This window comes from Synechococcus sp. MIT S1220, from assembly GCF_047303025.1.
Lineage (GTDB): Bacteria > Cyanobacteriota > Cyanobacteriia > PCC-6307 > Cyanobiaceae > Parasynechococcus.
In genome coordinates, this window is record NZ_CP138939.1 from 1342039 (window position 1) to 1359688 (window position 17650).

Consider the following 17650-nt stretch of genomic DNA (forward strand, 5'->3'; position numbering starts at 1 on the left):
GCCAACCCCCTGAACATGTCACCGTTTCGGTGGTGCCTGCGGCGGTTTTTTGTTGTTGAGGTCGAGCACACATCCATCTGTTTTGATGACGTAGAGCCTCCAACATCGCGATGCTTCGCCTCAGCTTCGGTTGCTACTTGATCACCCGCAGCAGGATCTCGAGTCGGCTTTGTTGCGGCATCTGCGTATTCCGCCTGAACGGTTGATTGAGTACAGATTGATGAAATGAAGTGTTGTCTCGGCCGTATTGTTTTGAGCAGCCGTGCTGTGCTCCTGTCGTTCTGACCGGAGCGATGCGAGGCAGTCGGTTCATCAAGCAAGGAAGTCTTGATGGCTCCAAAGCAATGCCAGATCAGGGTTTTGCGCCAAAGCATGGGTGCGTCGAATCGCTGCTTCGGCGTTCACCAGGCCATGCCCGAAGGTGTGGTCATAGCCGCCGGAGCCCAGGTCGGTGGCACTGCTGGTCAGGATCTCGCGCAGCTCGCCACCACTGAGATCGCTGAATTCACTCCAAACCAGCGCCGCAACGCCCGCGAGATTCGGGTTGGCGGCTGAGGTGCCGCCGAACGTACGCACTGTTCCATCCGCATCAGCCAGAGCACGGCTATTGGTGGGTGCCACCAAGGTGAGCCCGTCTCCACGATTGGAATAGGTGGCAAGATCGGTTCCTGTCGGATTGATCACACCGTCTTTCCAGCTGGTTCCTGTGTAAGTCAGGGCACCGACGGAGGCGATGTTGTTGAAATCCTTGGACCCGTGGGCGAGACCAGACACCCGTTGGCTGTACAGGGGATCAGTGAGATTCCCGGTCGGTCCGCCATTGCCTGCGGCAATGGCGAAGAAGCCATGCTCCTCGCTGGATTCAAGCAGTGCTTCCATGTCCCGACGCTGTCGCGATGGGCTGTGGTTCCACCAGGAGTTGCCTTGAATTCCTCCTTGAAACACCACTTTCTGGTGCGGTTGGCGTTGTTGCAAGGCATCTTGGATTGCTGTATGCAACCGCATGCCGTTCTCATAAACGTTGTATGCCAGCAAGGGGGCATCGGGGGCGATGCCAGCCACATCATCGCCACGATGGGCACTACTCATGACGCTCATGGCGTTGTGGCCGTGGGTGTTGTGGGAGGTGGATGCCCACCGATTGCGATAGTTAACGCCTGCTAAATCAGAATGAAACCGTGGCGTGTAGTCGGCATTCCCAGCAAAACCTGTATCTAGGGACGCCAGGATCACGTTGTCATTGCCGGTGTTAAAACGCCAAGCACCATTGACATCCATGGCCTGGATGTTCCACTGCTCTCGACTTTGATCATCGAGACGAGGCGAGAGGTTGATGCTGACATCATCGAAATGAAGGTTTTCAATTCCTTGCATGTAGATCTCATCTCCATTGTTTAAAACGAGCGAATCGAACACAGTGCCGCCGTAGAAGGCTTGTTGTCCAAGTTCACTGGCGGTAGTGTTGTCGAGCTTGTTTTTGCCATTGAAAAATGCAACATCGTTTTGGCTGAAACCCTTCAATGTGATGCTGTCTGTGCCGCCAAGGCCTTGATAAATTTGAATGGCAGCAGTGCTTCCCCCACGTTCGTGTTTGAATTCGTTGACTGTTTCGTCACCTTTGATGATTCCCGTTGATGCATTGGCGATTGTGAGTGTTTGGTTGAACTGGTCGTGGACGACGGTGTTCCCATTCTCGTGGCTTTGAACCACAACCTGGATGCTGAAGTCATGGCCGACCTCGCCAAGTTGTGCTTGATCAAGTCGTCCTCGAAGGTCAATAAGGAGAGGCTCTTGGATGTTGTGCAAATTTTGCATTCCTAAGTCATATGTGTTTCCGTTTTCGAGGTCTACTGCTTTGATCTGCGCACTTTTACCTCCTGTCGGGCCGATGTTTTTGAGATCGATTCTGATTGCGCCATCATGGGCAACCTGCATGGGTGTGCTGTCGCCGGAGGCGTCAGTGATTTGGTTGTTAAAGAATGAAGATGACTGGCTCATGATGGCGATTAAAATGATGTTATTGCTGCCGGTTTTGTTCTCCGGTGTTTCAACAATCGCCCCTGTTCTGGTTATTTATTGCTTGGTTTCTCCTGCAGGATTCGGTTGCGTTTTGGTGATGTTCTGGTGAATGGCGCTCTCTTGGTCACGGCGGTGAAGGTATGGACCGCCGTTTGATCGTCTGGTCGAATAAGGAGCAGAGGCCTGGCGGGTGATGCTGCGATTGAGCGAGCTCAAGCTGCCCCTCGATCACAGCGATGAGGAGCTGCAACAGGCGGTTCTGCGTCGTCTACGGATTGCTCCTGACCGGCTTCTGAGCTGGCAGCTTGTGAAGCGCAGCATCGATGCGCGCCGGCGTGATCGCATCCAGCTCACCTACAGCGTTGACGTTGCTGTCAAAGGTGAAGCCGCCTTGCTGCGCCGCCATGGCAGCAGTGGTCGCGTTCGCTCGGCACCCAACACCCGCTACAGGCCTGTGGGGCGCGCCCTGCCCTCATTCCCTGCCAGATCTGAAGATCGCCCGGTGGTTGTGGGAGCAGGTCCCTGCGGCTATTTCGCTGCGTTGCTGCTGGCTCAGATGGGATTTCAGCCGCTGCTGCTGGAGCGGGGCCAGGCGGTGAAGCAACGCACCCTGCAGACCTTCGGGTTTTGGAAGCGCCGGTTGCGGTTTGATCCTGAATCAAACGCCCAGTTCGGCGAGGGCGGGGCCGGCACGTTCTCTGATGGCAAGCTCTACAGCCAGGTGAGCGATCCGGAGCACTACGGCCGCAAGGTGCTCGAGGAGCTGGTGGCCAGTGGTGCCAGCGATGACATCCTCACGCTGCACCGGCCCCATATCGGTACGTTCAAGCTGGCGACGGTGGTTCGCGGTCTACGCGCCCGGATCGAAGCGCTGGGGGGTGAGGTCCGTTTTGGCTCCAGGATGGATCGTCTGTTGCTTCAACCTTCCGACGGCGAGAAACCGTTTCAGGTTGTCGGTGTGGAATTGGCGGACGGGCACCGCATCGACTGTCGCCACCTTGTGCTGGCTCCCGGTCATTCCGCCCGTGACTGCTTCGCCATGCTCGAAGACGTGGGCGTGCAACTGGAACCCAAGTCGTTTTCCGTGGGGGTTCGTATCGAGCATCCACAGCCTTTGATTGATCAGGCGCGCTGGGGGGACATGGCCGGGCATCCGCGCCTTGGTGCGGCTGAGTACAAGCTGGTGCACCACGCCAGCAATGGGCGGTGTGTTTACAGCTTTTGCATGTGTCCAGGCGGTTTTGTCGTGGGAGCGACGTCTGAGGAGGGACGGGTGGTCACCAACGGGATGAGTCAACATTCCCGTAACGAACGCAATGCCAACAGTGGGTTGGTGGTGACTTTGGAGCCAGAGGACCTTGCTCCCTATGAACGTTGTCCGGGAGATCCTCTAGCCGGCGTTGCCCTGCAGAGGGATTTAGAACAGCGCGCTTTTCTGTTGGGCGGGGAAACGTACGCAGCGCCTGCCCAGCGCTTGGAGGATTTTCTGGCGCAGCGGCCTTCCACCCATCTCGGCGAGATTGAGGCGTCGTATCAGCCCGGTGTTGCCCCTGCTGATCTAGCGCAGGCCTTACCGGACCCCTTGATTGCTGCTTTGCGAGAAGCGTTGCCGGCGTTTGCCAAACGTTTGCCGGGTTACGACCATCCCGATGCTGTCCTGACAGGAGTTGAAACGCGCACGTCCTCACCGGTTCGCATTCCACGGGATCTGCAAATGGAATCCCTCAATACCCGGGGTTTGATCCCCGCTGGTGAGGGAGCCGGTTACGCAGGCGGGATTCTTTCGGCTGGAATTGATGGCATCCGCGCTGCTGAAGCGGTGGCTCGGCAACTTCTGTTGGTCAAACCCGGGAGCTTCTAATTGGAACGGCGTGCCGTTCAGGAGTCTCAGCCGTTGCCTCCATCCAAGCTGGCTGCAGCGCGCTCAACGGCCTGAATGCCCGCTTCAATGGCCCCTTCGAAATAACCAGGCCAGCGTGTGGATTCTTCCGTGCCAGCCCAGAAAATCCTGCCGTGGGGTTGTTGCCAGGTGGTGCCGAATCCAGTCCATGCTCCCGTCGTGCGGAAAGCGGTGTAGCCACCGGTGGTCCACTGTTCATCGATCCAGCGCTGAACAACAAGATCGAGGGGTTCGGCAGCCTTTGGCCCCCAGTACCGAACAAGATCTTCAACGATCAATCGTCGCTGTTCTGCCTCTGGGAGACGATTCAGCAGAGAAGCTCGATGTCCAGAAACAAATGAAGCCAATATTCCCGGATTTGTTTCTGGAGGGCCGCTATCTGCAGTTTGTTCAAGAAATTTTAAGTTCCCTTGGCCTGCCCCACAGAATCCCTGTTCTCTCCAAAAAGCATCTTTGTAAACTGCTAAAATTTTAAATTTTGTACCCATCGGCGAACGTTGAATAAATTGCCGGTATTCGCTTTCAAGACCAGGATTGAAGGTTATTTTTTGGCGTAATACTGGAGGAATTGCTACGATAACTGCATTTGAGGAAATCGATTTGTTTGTGCCATATCCATAAAAAACTTCAAGATTTTCACCAGTTTGAGTAATTTCCTGAACTGGAGCAGACAATACTATATCCTCTTCCATTTCTTCGCCAAGTAATTTTGCAACCTCTCCCGCTCCCTTCGTGATTAGCCATTCCTCTCCGCCACCACTTTGCGGCGCAACGTTCTGGCCTAAAGCAAGATGTAAAACAGAGGATTCAAAGGGTTCATACCCTCCTGTTCCAGTTCCGCCGGTGCAATTGTAGGCAAAGAGCCATTGAGCGAGGCGAGACCCGTTGTTTTGCTCGAGCCAGTGCGAAACAGTTGTTGTATCTAAAATTTCTGCATTAGGGGCTAGCCAAGGTTGATTTGGACTAATGGTCTCACTGATAGCTATTAGTTTGTTCCACAAATTAATCGCAGAGATTTTCTCTTCGGCGTTTATGTTCAAACCGCTTGCGATAAAAAAGCCAATAGATTCGACTTCTCCTGGCATAATGCTGATATCAGCTATTGACTTTTCACCATCCCAAACAAATATACCCTTACCGTCATAAAAGCTTGGATGTCGTTGTAGACCTAGCTCGTCAGTCAATTGTTCTAAGCGGTGATGAGTATGTCCACCCCACTGTCCTCCGAGGTCAATAATTCCACCGCTGGGGGTGATTTGATTGAACATCCGGCCGCCAACACGGCCCCGGGCCTCGAGCACTTTGACGCTATAGCCCTTTCTCTTGGCTTCCCTGGCAGCGATCATGCCAGAGAGTCCCGCCCCAACTATGGTGATATCGACTTTGGTCATGATTCAATGAAGCGAGATTTTTTTTATTGTTTTGGTGAGATTGCTCACCCTCTCATGAAATACTTTGTGAGCGTTTCTGTTATTTCCCAGATCACGTCTTCACCCTTGGGAAGGTAGAAGCTGTCGCCTGCTGTGTAAGTTTCAGTTGTGCCATTGTTTTTGTAAGTGACATTAACGGCACCAGAAATGACTGTCATCAGCTCTTCGACAGGCCAGGGTTCTTCTTCGAGGCATGGTGCGCACTTCCAGACGCCGCAGATTGTTTTTTCGTCTTCTGATTGGTAGTAGACATATTCACTTTCAGTGTGATCGCTGGTCGTAAATGCTTCGAGTGGAACCATGCTGGATGGGGTTAGTTCAACCTGAGGGTTAAGACGCATCTGTACGGTTTATAATAATGAATGCTGCTGATCCCACAGATGGGGTGGTGTATCAGCTTATACAGTATTTGCTTCGGATCATAGTTTTCTTTGCGAATCAAATTGTATTCTGAGCGCTATTATTACTCAGTAAATCATGTGAAGTCTATTATTTTTTGAGCTAGTACTCCAATCTTGACGGGTATCAAAGATGGCCAATGTGTTTCTGATTAATTCTCATGTGCCTGGGTTTGACTCTTATTCTCCAGGACGCCTAAAACGTTCATTGTTTGAGAAAATTAATGATTATTTTGTTAGTCATGGCTTCAATGTCCGAACAACAACTCATTGAGCAGAACCATGGAATTCTGATGAAGAAATTAAAAAGCATCCTTGATGCGATTGCCTGCTAATCTAGTTTCCAGTTAACTGGATGGGTTTCCCTTGGAGTTTTAAACGCTATATCGACCTTATCTATACCCTTGACGGTTATGAAAAGCTCTAGGTGGGTTCTGGTCGTTAACGCACCAACCCAGAGAAAAATTACGGAACTAAAGGTGGTCTGCATGGGCGCAAATACATGTTCTCATTGACTTTCGATGCGCCCAGTGGTGCATTTGGAGATCCAAGCGAATACCTGATGGAGGGTCGTAGTGTCGATGATTTGTTTTTCCCTATGCATGTCAATTACAGATATCTGGCAATGCAGGCCGTCCCTACGTTTTCGCTTCAGGATGTGGTTGTGAGACCCAATGTTGATTGCGATCTAGAGCGTTTTGGGTGGCGTCTCGCGGCTCATTTCTGTTGATGTCAAGGATTCGGGTGGTCGCTGTTGATGGAGGTCAGCCTGGCCTTTGCGTGCTCTGTGTAGCGGCTTGGCCCACAATTCCGCTCCACTGCACTGCTTTCACCTGATCACGACGCCAGGAATGAAACAGGTGTTCCTCCTCGATCGTGCAGAGCGGACAGTGGGCAATCCCAGCAGGCTCCAATCCCTCACCCACAAGCTGCTCAACGGCTGCAGAGCGAATGTCCAGGCGGTATTTCCCTGGCTCGTCATCGTGCCGGAGGGCGCCGCATGTTTTCAATCGCTCAAGGGTGAGGTCTTGATCGCTGCCCTGGGTTTGGAGGCTTTTTCCAATAGCCTTCACCACCTCCTGCCCCACCTGGTAATTGCTTCCACTTACCGCTGGGCCGAGCGCAGCCAGTAAACCGTTGCGGCTCGCGCCGCGGGCTTCCAGTTTCTGAATCGCTTCCGGCAGGATTCGAGCCGCAACCCCCCGCCATCCGGCATGGCACGCAGCTGCGTGACCTGTGGCTGGATCAGCGATCAGCACCGGTGTGCAGTCAGCACCACACACCCAGAGGCTCTGACCGCCCCGGTCGCTCACCAGCCCATCACCATCCGGCCAGGGCTCGGAGCTGGCCTCGCTGGCCTCCAGGACAATGCTGCTATGGATCTGCTGTGGACGGTGCACGCTGATACCGGCACTGATGTATCCCGCGAGTTCATCAGGTCCCCGTCCCTGCCAGAGACGGGTGAAGAACCCGTGCTCGAAGCCCTGGTCGCTCAACAAGTTGGCCTGCAGGTAATAGCCGCCATAACACCCCACCCATGTCCAGCCCTCCAGAGCATTGAAGTCCTTGTCGGGCCGCTTGAAGGGGTCGATGAGGCTCACGGGCCAGCTACGGCATTGGGATGTCGCGCATCATCCAGAAACCGGCGAAGGACTGCTCCTCAGGACCTGTTTGGACAGCGATGAACTGAAGACCCTTTGCACCGTCGCGTGTTCCGGCGAGCGCTTGATCAATCTCTTCAGCAACGGCGGTTTCAAGATCACTGACCAGCCACCGATCGTCCTGTCCTGCTTCCAGCACGAGTTGACGCCCTTCAATCATCAGGCGCACGGGTTCGAGCCCCCCCAGCCATCCCGACAAGGCCAGAGCTCGCGTTTTGCTGAACAAGCGCAACCCAGGCACGAGGGCGTCATCGTTGATTGATTCCGGGAGGGGGATCAGGGCGCTGAAATCCATGGGCCATCCATTTGCCTCACGCAACAGTCCAAGCGGTAAGGCAGCCCAGGTCCAGGCGTCGCCCTGCACCGCCTCGGGTAGTGGGATGGGAGGGGTGGGGATGGCAGCAGGAGGTGGAGCCAGGGGACCAGCCATGAATCCTTCCTCTTTGGGGTAAACCTCTTGTTCCCGCTGCATGAGCCAGTCCAGCAGGGCATAAGTCCGGCGGCTGGAAATCATTTCCAGCTCCAGTTCCGATGCGGCCCTTTGCACCATCGTCCGCATCGAGCTTCGCCAGCAGCGCAGGCGCCGCGGTCGTCCCCACCCGCCGTCTTCCGCTGTGTCCATCGCCTCACGCAGTGCAGCTGCCAACCAGATGGAGTTGACGTCGCTGGAGGGGCAGCATCTGGCGAAACGAAAGGGATCTGCTCGTCCGTCTGTCGACGGAGTTGTGGTGATCAACAGTTCCCAGCGTTTGCGCCCGTCGGATTCGAGTATCGGTCTGGAATAGAAGTCCAGCTCCCAGTCCGCACCGGTCATCCGGCGGACTGTTCCTGTTGCTTCAGCACGCTCTGTGCACGGCTGGCCCTGTCCTCAGCTTCTGCCATCACCTTGTCCTTTTCGACAAGCAATTCTCCCGGCGGCCCTTCCAAGAGAGCTGTGTTGAGGCCGATACGACCCCGACCGGGATCGAGTTCGGTGATCAGCGCTTTGACGCGATCACCATTGTCAAACACCTCACGAATGGAACGCAGGCTGCCATTGGTGATCATCGATTGGTGCAGCAGACCACTGACGCCACCGAGATCGACGAACAGTCCGTAAGGCTTCACGGACACCACCTGCCCCTCCACCAGCTGGCCAACTTCCAGTTCCTGGAAGCGGGCGGCGAGGGCGGCGCGCTTCTGAGACAGCACCAGTTTCCGGGTTTCTGGATTGACCTCCAGAAAAGCGACACCGAGGGTTTTGCTCACCAGCTCCTGGTGGTTATCACCCTCCTGAAGCTGTGAGCGTGGAATGAATCCACGCAGGCCCTCCAGGTCGCAGGTGACGCCGCCACGGTTGAAGCCATTGACGATCACCTGCACAACAAGCCCTTTCTTTTCCATCTCCTTGACCTTGTCCCAGCTCTTGCGCAGCGCCAGAGCCCGACAGCTCACGGTGACCATTCCATCGGCGTTCTGTTCACGGGTGACCAGAACCTCCACCTCGAGATCTTTCGGGAAGCGCTCTCGAAAATTTGTAATAACTCCAAGCCCAGCCTCGCTTTTCGGCATAAAACCGGGCGCCTTCCCCCCGATGTCGATGTAGACCCCATCGCTTTCCAAGCCAATCACCTTGCCTTGAATGACTTCGCCAGTGGTGCCGACCGGGGCGTTCTCGTCGAGAGCCGCGAGGAAAGCCTCTTCGTCAAAATCAAAATCGTCGACGCTGCGGGAGGCCGTTTTGGTCTGATCCCGGCGGGCTGGTTTTCGGTCTTCGGCTCCCAGCAGATCGGCCATGGTCATCCCTTCCATGTCACCGATGCCGAACCGTTCGTCATCGCTGGAAGTTTTAGGAGGCCCTGACTCTGCTGGTCGCGCCGGTGGCGTCAGTCCAGCGGCTTCTTCGAGTTGTCGTGCTTTTTCAGCCGCTGCTTCAGCAGCTGCCCTCGCTTCCTCTGCTTGTCGTCTCAGCTGATCCTGTTCTTCGCGGCGGTTGATCTGCATGACCTGCAGAGGCTTGCGGCTGGCATTGCCGGCAGGAGGTTGTGCTTTCGGCCTGTTGGGCTGCTGGCTGCCGGCTGAGGCCATGGACGATCGGGCTCATCGATTGATCAAGTCTGACAGGGAAGGCGAGACTTTCCACGCTGCGACGGAGTGTCGATGGATTGTCCTCAACGCCGGCTGGAGTGTCTGCAGCATCCACAGGTCAAGGCCGCTGCTCAGTGCGACGGTGCAACGTTGATCTGGCCGTTCGGGGCTTGCGAGCAGCACGGCCCCCATCTGCCATTGATTACCGATGCATTGTTTGCAGATCGCATTCTCGATGCAGTGCTCACTCGTTTGAGCAAGGACGATCCGATCTGGCGGCTCCCGGTTCAAAACCTGGGCTATTCGCCTGAGCACAGCGATTTCCCTGGCACGCTCAGCCTTCCGCCGGAATTGCTGATTCAAATTGTGGAATCCATTGGTGCTCAAGTGGCAGGGATGGGATTCCGTCGCCTGCTGCTGTTCAACGCCCATGGTGGACAGATCGCCCTGCTTCAGGTGGCGGCCCGGCAGTTGCGCCGTCGATGTCCGTCACTGGCGGTTCTGCCCTGTTTCCTGTGGAGTGGCGTCCCGGGCCTCTCCACGCTTCTTCCCGCCGTTGAGATCGAGCAGGGGCTGCATGCAGGTCAGGCGGAGACAAGCCTCATGCTTCACCTTGCACCGGAATTGGTTGGTGACGAGCGACCGGTGGAGGGCATGGCTTCGTCAGGAGGGTGGGCGGCGCCACCGCCGGGATGGAGTCTGGAGGGAGCCGCTCCATGCGCCTGGTTGACGGCGGATCTCAGTGTCAGTGGTGTCATCGGTGACAGTCGCGATGCTTCATCTGCACTGGGTGAATCCCTCAAGGAGAAACTTGTTGAGCACTGGCATGGCTTGCTGGAGGCTCTCCTGGACAGCGATTGGCCACCGCGTTCGAGTCCCTCTGCGTCCTGAACTGAGAACCCCAATCTTCTAGAAACAGGCTGTGCTGGTTATTCTCTGAACCACTGAATATGGTTAGCGGCCTTCTATGACGACCCTCAACGCGCCTCAAGCAGCCGTCATGGAGGGCAAGGACGCACTGCCTGATTTCACCACCGAGGCTTACAAGGACGCTTACAGCAGGATCAACGCCATCGTGATTGAAGGCGAAAAGGAAGCCCACGACAATTACATTTCCCTCGGCACATTGATACCCGAGCAGGCGGATGAGCTCACCAGGCTTGCTCGGATGGAGATGAAGCACATGAAGGGGTTCACCTCCTGTGGCCGCAATCTGGGGGTTCAGGCCGACATGGATTTCGCCAGGAAGTTTTTCAGTCCGCTCCACGGCAACTTTCAGACCGCTCTGAAGGAAGGCAAGGTGGTCACCTGCCTTCTTATTCAAGCTCTGCTGATCGAAGCATTCGCGATTTCGGCCTATCACATCTATATCCCTGTCGCAGACCCCTTTGCCCGCAAGATCACTGAAGGCGTCGTCAAAGACGAATACACCCACCTCAACTACGGCCAGGAATGGCTGAAAGCCAATTTCGAAGCCAGCAAGGAAGAGCTGTTTGCCGCCAACAAGGCGAATCTTCCACTGATTCGCTCCATGCTTGAAGAAGTCGCCTCCGACGCGGCTGTTCTCCACATGGAAAAGGAAGATTTGATCGAGGATTTCCTGATTGCTTACCAGGAAGCGCTCGATGAAATTGGTTTCTCGCCTCGCGAGAAGGCCAGGATGGCTGCTGCTGCTTTGGCGTTCTGATCCTGATCAGCCCTTGCCGTTGGCCGGTTCCGCAATGGGCACGTGTTCTTCGTGCCCGACCTCGTGGGAGTATGGGCGATCGGGATTGATCCCAAGGAACGTTCACGGCGCTACATGTTTGGTCTGATCGGACATTCCACGAGTTTTGAGGCTGCACGTCGAAAGGCGCTCGAGCTTGGTTTCGATCACATCGCGGACGGAGACCTCGATGTGTGGTGCAGTGCTCCCCCTCAGCTCGTTGAGCATGTGGAAGTCACCAGCCCAGTGGGAACCACCATTTCTGGGGCCTACATCGATTCCTGCTTCGTGCCGGAGATGCTGAGTCGTTTCAAGACGGCGCGGCGCAAGGTGCTGAATGCGATGGAGTTGGCTCAGAAAAAGGGCATCAACATCACCGCACTGGGTGGTTTCACATCCATCATTTTCGAAAATTTCAATCTGCTCCAGCACCAGACAGTGCGCAGTACGACCCTGGCCTGGGAGCGGTTCACCACAGGAAATACCCATACGGCATGGGTGATTTGCCGTCAGGTTGAAAACAACGCTCCAACCCTCGGCATCGACCTCGCGAAAGCCAAGGTTGCTGTCGTTGGCGCCACCGGAGACATCGGCAGCGCGGTGTGCCGTTGGTTGGCCTCACGCACTGGCGTCGGCGAGCTCCTCCTGGTGGCCCGTCAGCAGCAGCCACTTCTTGATCTACAGGCTGAACTCGGCGGTGGCAGGATCCTTACGCTTGAGGAGGCCCTGCCCGAGGCAGATGTCGTGGTTTGGGTGGCAAGCATGCCTCGTACCCTCCAGATCGATCAGGAGAGCCTTCGCAATCCTTGTCTGATGATTGATGGGGGATATCCAAAGAATCTCGACTCCAAGGTTGCTGGAGGAGGAATTCATGTGCTGAAGGGCGGCATCGTTGAGTTCTGCCGGGATATCGGCTGGTCGATGATGGAAATTGCTGAGATGGATAAACCTCAGCGGCAGATGTTTGCCTGTTTTGCTGAAGCGATGTTGCTCGAGTTCGAGAAGTGCCACACCAATTTCAGTTGGGGGCGCAACAACATCACGCTCGAAAAGATGGATTTCATCGGTGAAGCCTCAGTTCGGCATGGTTTCTCCACCCTCAACCTTCAACCCCGGCTGCACGTCGCTGCGGCCTGAGTTCGCTGCCTCTGTCCCTCACCTTTCCTCTCATGCCGCGTCGTCCCCTGCTCGAGTTTGAGAAGCCCCTGGTTGAACTGGAGCAGCAGATTGATCAGATCCGGCAGTTGGCAAGGGATTCCGAAGTTGATGTGAGCCAGCAGCTTCAGCAACTGGAAACCTTGGCTGAACGCCGCCGGCAGGAGATTTTTCAGGCGCTGTCTCCAGCACAGAAGATTCAAGTCGCCCGTCATCCGCATCGCCCCAGCACCCTGGATTACATCCAGATGTTCTGTGACGACTGGATTGAACTGCATGGAGATCGCCGCGGTAACGACGACCAAGCGCTTGTGGGTGGCGTCGGACGACTGGGAGATCGACCGGTGATGCTGATCGGTCACCAGAAGGGTCGCGACACCAAGGAGAACGTGGCCCGCAATTTCGGAATGGCCACGCCTGGGGGCTACCGGAAGGCCATGCGGTTGATGGACCACGCCGATCGTTTCCGCTTGCCGATCATCAGCTTCATCGACACCCCTGGGGCCTATGCCGGTCTTCAGGCCGAAGAACAGGGGCAAGGTGAGGCCATTGCGGTCAACTTGCGGGAGATGTTCCGGTTGCGGGTTCCTGTGATTGCCACAGTCATCGGAGAAGGCGGTTCCGGGGGAGCACTGGGGATTGGGGTGGCTGATCGCCTGCTGATGTTTGAACACAGTGTTTACACCGTTGCCAGCCCTGAGGCCTGTGCCTCGATCCTCTGGCGTGATGCAGCAAAGGCTCCTGAAGCGGCTGCGGCCCTGCGGATCACTGGCCGGGATCTGCTCGAGCTGAAAGTGGTGGATGAAGTGCTGCCGGAGCCTTCCGGCGGAAATAACTGGGCACCTCTTGAGGCAGGGCAGACGCTCCGAGCGGCCCTGGAACGCCATCTCGACGCATTGCTGGCGCTGTCTGAGCAAGAGCTAAGGGATTCCCGTTACCGCAAATTCAGGGCGATGGGGCGTTTTCTTGAAAAGGAGTCACACAATGCTGAATGCGCTGCTTAAGGTGTGAGGGTTTGCTAACGGCGTTTGCCAACTGCCCTAATCACTGGAGCAAGCCGTGGGATCGGACGACGGGCCGCTGAGGTCTTCTCGTCACGGGGCTGGGATCTGTTGCTAACAGCACGCAACCGAGACCAGCTTCAATCTCTCGCGGCAGAACTCCGTCAACAGGACGGCCATTCCGTTGAGGTTGAATCCATCGATTTCACGGAATCTCAGACCATCGCTCCTGGGCTTGAATCCCTTACTAGCCGCGGCCAGATTCCATCGGTTCTGGTGAATAACGCAGGCGCCGCTTACACCGGTGAGCTGCTCGAGATGCCGCTCGACACCTGGCTGTGGATTCTCCAGCTCAATCTCACCAGTGTGATGCAGGTCTGCTCAGCAGTCGTGCCGACCATGCGTGCTGCAGGTGGTCTTGTGATCAATGTCAGCAGTCATGCAGCCCGCAACGCCTTTCCGCAGTGGGGCGCCTACTGCGTCACCAAGGCAGCGCTTGAGCGTTTCACCCGCTGCCTCGCCGAGGAAGAGCGCCCGAATGGGATCCGGGCCTGCACCCTCACGCTTGGTTCGGTTGATTCGTCGCTCTGGGACGAAAAAACCGTACAAAGTGATTTCGACCGTCATGCCATGCTCTCCACCGATCAGGTGGCGAATGCCCTGGTTCATTTGGCAGAGCAACCCACCAACCAGGTGATCGAAGATTTCACCCTGATGCCGGCTACCGGCGCCTTCTGAAGACTCCCCATGACCTCTACCGTCCCTTTCGTCTCCAATGGCGCTGCCACCAACGGCAACGGCAATGGCTATTCCAAGACCAATGGATCAATTCTTGACTCCACCGTTTCAGCTCGGATTCGTGAGCGGTTGAGACAGGAAGGAGTTTCTTTTCTGGCCAACGACAACATCTCTGACTACCTCGAGCCTGGTGAGTTAGCGGATCTGGAAGTGGAAGTCGCCGACAAGGTACGTGACCTTTTGAGAAGTCTGGTGATCGATATCGACAACGACCACAACACCCACGAAACAGCTGAGCGTGTTTCGCGGATGTATCTCCATGAGGTGTTCAAAGGCCGTTATCACCGGCAGCCCAAAGTTGCCAGCTTCCCCAATGTGAAGCGCCTCGATGAGATTTACACCGTTGGACCGATCACAGTCCGTTCCGCCTGTTCGCACCACCTCGTTCCGATCATGGGCAACTGTTGGATCGGGATTAAGCCAGGTTCACGTGTCATTGGCCTCTCAAAATTCACGCGTGTAGCGGATTGGGTCTTCTCCCGCCCCCACATTCAGGAAGAAGCGGTAATGATTCTCGCTGATGAAATCGAGAAACTCTGTGAGCCTCAGGGTTTAGGGATCATCGTTAAAGCTCAGCACTACTGCATGAAGTGGCGTGGAGTCAGGGAGCCACAAACCAGCATGGTGAATTCGGTGGTTAGGGGCGATTTCCGTCACGATCCAAGCTTGAAGCAGGAGTTCTTTGAGCTTGTGCGTCAACAGGAAGCCTTACTGAGTTCCTGATTGGGTGGTCGTTCGTCAGGATTGAAACGCACCGACGTTTCAATCCTGGACACTTCGTCTTGGGTCAGGGAAATACCTTTCGTCAGTGAGGGTTTCAACGTGACGGTGGATTGTTCTGAACAGCTTTAACCAAAGCTTGCACTTTGCTGAGATCCTTCACGCCTGGAGCGCTTTCCAGTCGGCTTGATGCATCAAGACCATCAGGACTAACCCGGTTGAGCAGTTCGGGGATCCATTCGGCGCTGATCCCCCCGGCCAGCCACCATGAACAGGTGGGTTTCGTTTCCGCGAGCCACTCAAGTGGCAGTCGATGACCGGTCCCCCCCAGTTGATCCGGACTCCAGGCATCCAGAAGCAACCCATCAGTGCAGTGCCCATAGCGATTTAGTAATGCCAGATCCTCTTCGTTGCGAATCCGCAGTGCTTTCCACCACTTCACTTCTGGATGGCGTTGCCTGAGTTCAGAACAACGCTTTGGCGATTCGGATCCATGCAGTTGGATCACGGTCGGTGCACCAGCCGCTGAAAGGGCTTGATCCAGAACCCCGTTGTCCGCATCGGCAACAACAAAGACCCTGGCCACGTCGGGATAACGTTGGCTGAGGCTTTCGAAGAGCTCACACCGACGACGTCTCTCGAGAAAACGCGGAGTGGCGGCCACTCCAATCACGCCAATGGCCTGCACACCCATCGCTGCGATCGCTATGGCTTGGTCAGCGTCTGTAAGGCCGCAGATTTTTAGGGCAGGGATGGATCGGTTTTCGCCCAAGAATTCGGAGCGGATCTCTCTAGGATCAGCGATGAACAGTCGCAGTGGCGACACCATTTTTTTGACGTGGTGGGCGAAGGCTGGCAGCTGCTGAAAATTCGGGGGATTCCCCTTCGCATTCACCCCAGTTGGTTTGTGATCCTTGCGCTCACGACGGTGATGTTTCAGGGACGCGTTGAAACCGGTGCAGGTGCTGGCCAGGCTGCTGTTGTGACCTGGTCGATCGGGCTGCTCACCGCAGTGTTGTTGTTCGTTTCGGTGTTGCTTCACGAACTGGGGCACTCGTTGGTGGCGATCCGTGAGGGCGTCAAAGTTCGCAGTATCACCCTGTTCTTGATGGGTGGTGTCGCGAGTGTTGAAAAGGAATGCGATACCGCCATGGGGGCGCTGCGGGTAGCGGCAGCTGGACCTTTGGTGAGTCTTCTGATTGCTGGCGTGCTCCTGATCGCAGCACCGCAGACGACGTCGCAAAGTCCGCTCTTGGCGGATTTACTCACCCAGCTTGGTGGAATCAATCTTGTTCTGGCGTTGTTCAATCTGCTGCCAGGGTTGCCGCTCGATGGAGGCCTGATTCTTAAAGCGCTGGTCTGGCAGGCAACCGGTAGTCGCAGCCGCGGCATTCAGGTGGCGACAGCCTCAGGCAGAGCCCTCGCGATCACGGCGATTGTTCTGGGTCTCTATTCGTTTTTGATCGTCAAGAGTGGTGGTGGACTTTGGTTGATGTTGCTGGGGTGGTTCGGATTGGGGGCCAACCGCGGACAGACCCAGATGCTCGTTTTGCAGAAAGTGCTTCGCGACTTGCATGTCTCCGATGCTGCGAGCCGGCGTTTCAGAGTTCTCGAAGCGAATCAACCCCTGCGCCGTCTCAGCCAGCTGCGGCTGCAGGATGGTGAGGGTCAGAGTGGAACCGATTGGGTTCTGGTCTGTCGCTCCGGTCGTTGGGTGGGCTGGATTGATGATCAACCACTCCGCGATCTTCCAGTGCAGCAATGGGATCGTCAAACCCTTGACGATCACCTTCGTCCACTGGATGAGTTGCCGTCCATTCCGGATCGTTTGCCGCTCTGGCAGGCGGTTCAGGCTTTGGAGCAGTCACCTCAGGGCCGATTGCTGGTCTTCAGTCCTGCTGGCCTTCCATCCGGCACCATCGACCGTGTGGATCTAGGGGAAGCTGTTATGAGGAAATTGGGTGTGAACCTGCCTGCTCAGATCCTTGATGACGCCCGAAAGCAGAACACTTACCCCCTCGGCTTGATCATGCTTCCTCAGGTTGTCGAAAGCATGCAGAGCGGCGAGTCGGAGATCGATCGCTCCAAAGCTTGAGATTCCTTGGAACTGAGGGGTGTTTCACGCCACTGAAGCCCGTCCCACTGTTGGCGAAGCGCTCCGAACAGAATCTCTCCCAACCCTTCTCGCGGGATTTGTCTGGGGGCTGGTGGAGGTGCTTTGTCTCCAAATACATCCCACCAAAGATCATCCGGTGGATCCAGGATGATTTCCCCATGCTGCAGCAGGTGTCCCTGTTGCCAACGCTGAGCGCTGCCGATGCGTTTGATCCCGTTCTGATCAACGAGGTCTGCTGCGGTTGAGTGAGCGAAGCAATGACTGATGTTCCGTTCCACGGCCTCATCCCCAAGTTTCAGCTCATCACCCAGTGAACGAAATGCTTCGATCAGCCACTGACAGGCCTCCCGATAGGCCTGACGTCGCCGGCGGGGGGCCCCTGGCCAGATCAGCGCATAGGTGAGACCACCGTCATGCAAAACGGCACCGCCGCCGCTGGGCCGACGCACAAGTGAGAGCCGACCCGCCTGCTCAAGTTCGAACCAGTGGTTTGGAATGTTCTGCTGGTGGCGACCAAGCGAGAGCCAGGGCCCTGTCCAGCGGTAAAAGCGCAGGGTTGGCTGCTCACCACTGTGCTGAAGCAAAAATGCATCCAGTGCCATCTGGTGATGCCCATCCGCGACCAAGAATGGAAGCAGCCGTGCTGATGGAGCGTCTCTCGTCATGCTGGTGCTGAGAAT

Annotated in this window: 18 protein-coding genes and 1 pseudogene; 10 read left to right on the plus strand and 9 right to left on the minus strand. The window is 56.1% G+C overall.

All coding sequences use genetic code 11. The features are described from left to right. Positions 1–133 precede the first annotated feature (133 nt). Both SIB64_RS06640 and SIB64_RS06645 read right to left on the minus strand, forming a co-directional pair. Complete coding sequence (locus SIB64_RS06640; protein WP_413442461.1) at positions 134–313, minus strand: hypothetical protein; 180 nt, start codon at positions 311–313, stop codon at positions 134–136. Next, positions 313–1935 carry a S8 family serine peptidase gene (locus tag SIB64_RS06645; protein ID WP_413442462.1) on the minus strand — a complete coding sequence of 541 codons (1623 nt, stop codon included), beginning with the start codon at positions 1933–1935 and terminating at the stop codon, positions 313–315. The genes SIB64_RS06640 and SIB64_RS06645 overlap by 1 nt, the downstream gene beginning before the upstream one ends. Here SIB64_RS06645 and SIB64_RS06650 point away from each other — a divergent pair. Both SIB64_RS06650 and SIB64_RS06655 read left to right on the plus strand, forming a co-directional pair. Further along, a complete protein-coding gene (locus tag SIB64_RS06650; RefSeq protein WP_413442463.1) occupies positions 1934–2128 on the plus strand; it encodes a hypothetical protein in 195 nt (64 codons plus the stop codon). The two genes, SIB64_RS06645 and SIB64_RS06650, sit on opposite strands and share 2 nt — an antisense overlap. An 84-nt stretch (positions 2129–2212) precedes the next feature. After that, a complete protein-coding gene (locus SIB64_RS06655; RefSeq protein ID WP_413442921.1) occupies positions 2213–3880 on the plus strand; it encodes an NAD(P)/FAD-dependent oxidoreductase in 1668 nt (555 codons plus the stop codon). 26 nt (positions 3881–3906) lie between these two features. Here the strand turns inward: SIB64_RS06655 and SIB64_RS06660 are convergent, their stop codons facing one another. Continuing rightward, positions 3907–5310, minus strand: coding sequence for a flavin monoamine oxidase family protein (locus SIB64_RS06660; protein WP_413442464.1), 1404 nt, complete (start codon positions 5308–5310; stop codon positions 3907–3909). Between the two features lie 44 nt (positions 5311–5354). Next, positions 5355–5651, minus strand: a complete 297-nt coding sequence (locus SIB64_RS06665) for a cupin domain-containing protein (RefSeq protein WP_413442465.1) — start codon at positions 5649–5651, stop codon at positions 5355–5357. A 568-nt stretch (positions 5652–6219) separates the two neighbouring features. Here SIB64_RS06665 and SIB64_RS06670 point away from each other — a divergent pair. Further along, positions 6220–6477, plus strand: a pseudogene (locus SIB64_RS06670) (hypothetical protein); the annotation flags it as partial. Between the two features lie 34 nt (positions 6478–6511). On the opposite strand, the gene pgeF reads toward SIB64_RS06670, so the two are convergent. Genes pgeF through SIB64_RS06685 form a run of 3 tightly spaced genes read right to left on the minus strand, consistent with a single transcriptional unit; the run spans position 6512 to position 9475 of the window. Next, entirely contained in the window at positions 6512–7348 is an 837-nt protein-coding gene (gene pgeF / locus SIB64_RS06675) for a peptidoglycan editing factor PgeF (protein WP_413442466.1), read from the minus strand. A 7-nt stretch (positions 7349–7355) separates the two neighbouring features. After that, positions 7356–8222 carry a Tab2 family RNA-binding protein gene (locus SIB64_RS06680; RefSeq protein ID WP_413442467.1) on the minus strand — a complete coding sequence of 289 codons (867 nt, stop codon included), beginning with the start codon at positions 8220–8222 and terminating at the stop codon, positions 7356–7358. Further along, positions 8219–9475 carry a S1 RNA-binding domain-containing protein gene (locus SIB64_RS06685; RefSeq protein WP_413442468.1) on the minus strand — a complete coding sequence of 419 codons (1257 nt, stop codon included), beginning with the start codon at positions 9473–9475 and terminating at the stop codon, positions 8219–8221. Before SIB64_RS06685 ends, SIB64_RS06680 begins: the two co-directional genes overlap by 4 nt. 72 nt (positions 9476–9547) lie before the next feature. On the opposite strand from SIB64_RS06685, the gene SIB64_RS06690 reads away from it, so the two are divergent. From SIB64_RS06690 to folE, 6 genes are all read left to right on the plus strand, one after another. Continuing rightward, complete coding sequence (locus tag SIB64_RS06690) at positions 9548–10366, plus strand: creatininase family protein (protein ID WP_413442469.1); 819 nt, start codon at positions 9548–9550, stop codon at positions 10364–10366. 76 nt (positions 10367–10442) lie between these two features. After that, on the plus strand, positions 10443–11162 hold the full coding sequence (locus tag SIB64_RS06695) for an aldehyde oxygenase (deformylating) (RefSeq protein ID WP_413442470.1): 720 nt from the start codon (positions 10443–10445) through the stop codon (positions 11160–11162). Between the two features lie 114 nt (positions 11163–11276). Next, positions 11277–12317, plus strand: coding sequence for a long-chain acyl-[acyl-carrier-protein] reductase (locus tag SIB64_RS06700; RefSeq protein WP_413442922.1), 1041 nt, complete (start codon positions 11277–11279; stop codon positions 12315–12317). A gap of 32 nt (positions 12318–12349) precedes the next feature. Next, positions 12350–13339, plus strand: coding sequence for an acetyl-CoA carboxylase carboxyltransferase subunit alpha (locus SIB64_RS06705; protein WP_413442471.1), 990 nt, complete (start codon positions 12350–12352; stop codon positions 13337–13339). A 24-nt stretch (positions 13340–13363) separates the two neighbouring features. Then, positions 13364–14074 carry an SDR family oxidoreductase gene (locus SIB64_RS06710; protein ID WP_413442472.1) on the plus strand — a complete coding sequence of 237 codons (711 nt, stop codon included), beginning with the start codon at positions 13364–13366 and terminating at the stop codon, positions 14072–14074. Between the two features lie 9 nt (positions 14075–14083). Continuing rightward, the gene (gene folE / locus SIB64_RS06715) at positions 14084–14857 is read left to right on the plus strand and encodes a GTP cyclohydrolase I (RefSeq protein ID WP_413442473.1); all 774 of its coding nucleotides are present in this window, start codon (positions 14084–14086) and stop codon (positions 14855–14857) included. Between the two features lie 94 nt (positions 14858–14951). Here folE and SIB64_RS06720 read toward each other — a convergent pair whose 3' ends face one another. Further along, the gene (locus SIB64_RS06720) at positions 14952–15683 is read right to left on the minus strand and encodes a phosphoribosylanthranilate isomerase (protein ID WP_413442474.1); all 732 of its coding nucleotides are present in this window, start codon (positions 15681–15683) and stop codon (positions 14952–14954) included. Positions 15684–15695: 12 nt separating this feature from the next. On the opposite strand from SIB64_RS06720, the gene SIB64_RS06725 reads away from it, so the two are divergent. Beyond that, entirely contained in the window at positions 15696–16949 is a 1254-nt protein-coding gene (locus SIB64_RS06725) for a site-2 protease family protein (RefSeq protein ID WP_413442475.1), read from the plus strand. On the opposite strand, the gene SIB64_RS06730 is transcribed toward SIB64_RS06725, so the two are convergent. Next, complete coding sequence (locus SIB64_RS06730; RefSeq protein WP_413442476.1) at positions 16892–17635, minus strand: lipoate--protein ligase family protein; 744 nt, start codon at positions 17633–17635, stop codon at positions 16892–16894. The genes SIB64_RS06725 and SIB64_RS06730 overlap by 58 nt on opposite strands. Between the last annotated feature and the right edge of the window lie 15 nt (positions 17636–17650).

Coding starts and splice junctions, on each gene's coding strand:
- SIB64_RS06640 (WP_413442461.1), bottom strand. CDS start 313: ATGAACCGACTGCCTCGCATCGCTCCGGTCAGAACGACAGGAGCACAG.
- SIB64_RS06650 (WP_413442463.1), top strand. CDS start 1,934: ATGGGTGTGCTGTCGCCGGAGGCGTCAGTGATTTGGTTGTTAAAGAAT.
- SIB64_RS06645 (WP_413442462.1), bottom strand. CDS start 1,935: ATGCAGGTTGCCCATGATGGCGCAATCAGAATCGATCTCAAAAACATC.
- SIB64_RS06655 (WP_413442921.1), top strand. CDS start 2,213: ATGCTGCGATTGAGCGAGCTCAAGCTGCCCCTCGATCACAGCGATGAG.
- SIB64_RS06660 (WP_413442464.1), bottom strand. CDS start 5,310: ATGACCAAAGTCGATATCACCATAGTTGGGGCGGGACTCTCTGGCATG.
- SIB64_RS06665 (WP_413442465.1), bottom strand. CDS start 5,651: ATGGTTCCACTCGAAGCATTTACGACCAGCGATCACACTGAAAGTGAA.
- SIB64_RS06680 (WP_413442467.1), bottom strand. CDS start 8,222: ATGACCGGTGCGGACTGGGAGCTGGACTTCTATTCCAGACCGATACTC.
- SIB64_RS06685 (WP_413442468.1), bottom strand. CDS start 9,475: ATGGCCTCAGCCGGCAGCCAGCAGCCCAACAGGCCGAAAGCACAACCT.
- SIB64_RS06690 (WP_413442469.1), top strand. CDS start 9,548: ATGGATTGTCCTCAACGCCGGCTGGAGTGTCTGCAGCATCCACAGGTC.
- SIB64_RS06695 (WP_413442470.1), top strand. CDS start 10,443: ATGACGACCCTCAACGCGCCTCAAGCAGCCGTCATGGAGGGCAAGGAC.
- SIB64_RS06700 (WP_413442922.1), top strand. CDS start 11,277: ATGTTTGGTCTGATCGGACATTCCACGAGTTTTGAGGCTGCACGTCGA.
- SIB64_RS06705 (WP_413442471.1), top strand. CDS start 12,350: ATGCCGCGTCGTCCCCTGCTCGAGTTTGAGAAGCCCCTGGTTGAACTG.
- folE (WP_413442473.1), top strand. CDS start 14,084: ATGACCTCTACCGTCCCTTTCGTCTCCAATGGCGCTGCCACCAACGGC.
- SIB64_RS06720 (WP_413442474.1), bottom strand. CDS start 15,683: ATGGTGTCGCCACTGCGACTGTTCATCGCTGATCCTAGAGAGATCCGC.
- SIB64_RS06730 (WP_413442476.1), bottom strand. CDS start 17,635: ATGACGAGAGACGCTCCATCAGCACGGCTGCTTCCATTCTTGGTCGCG.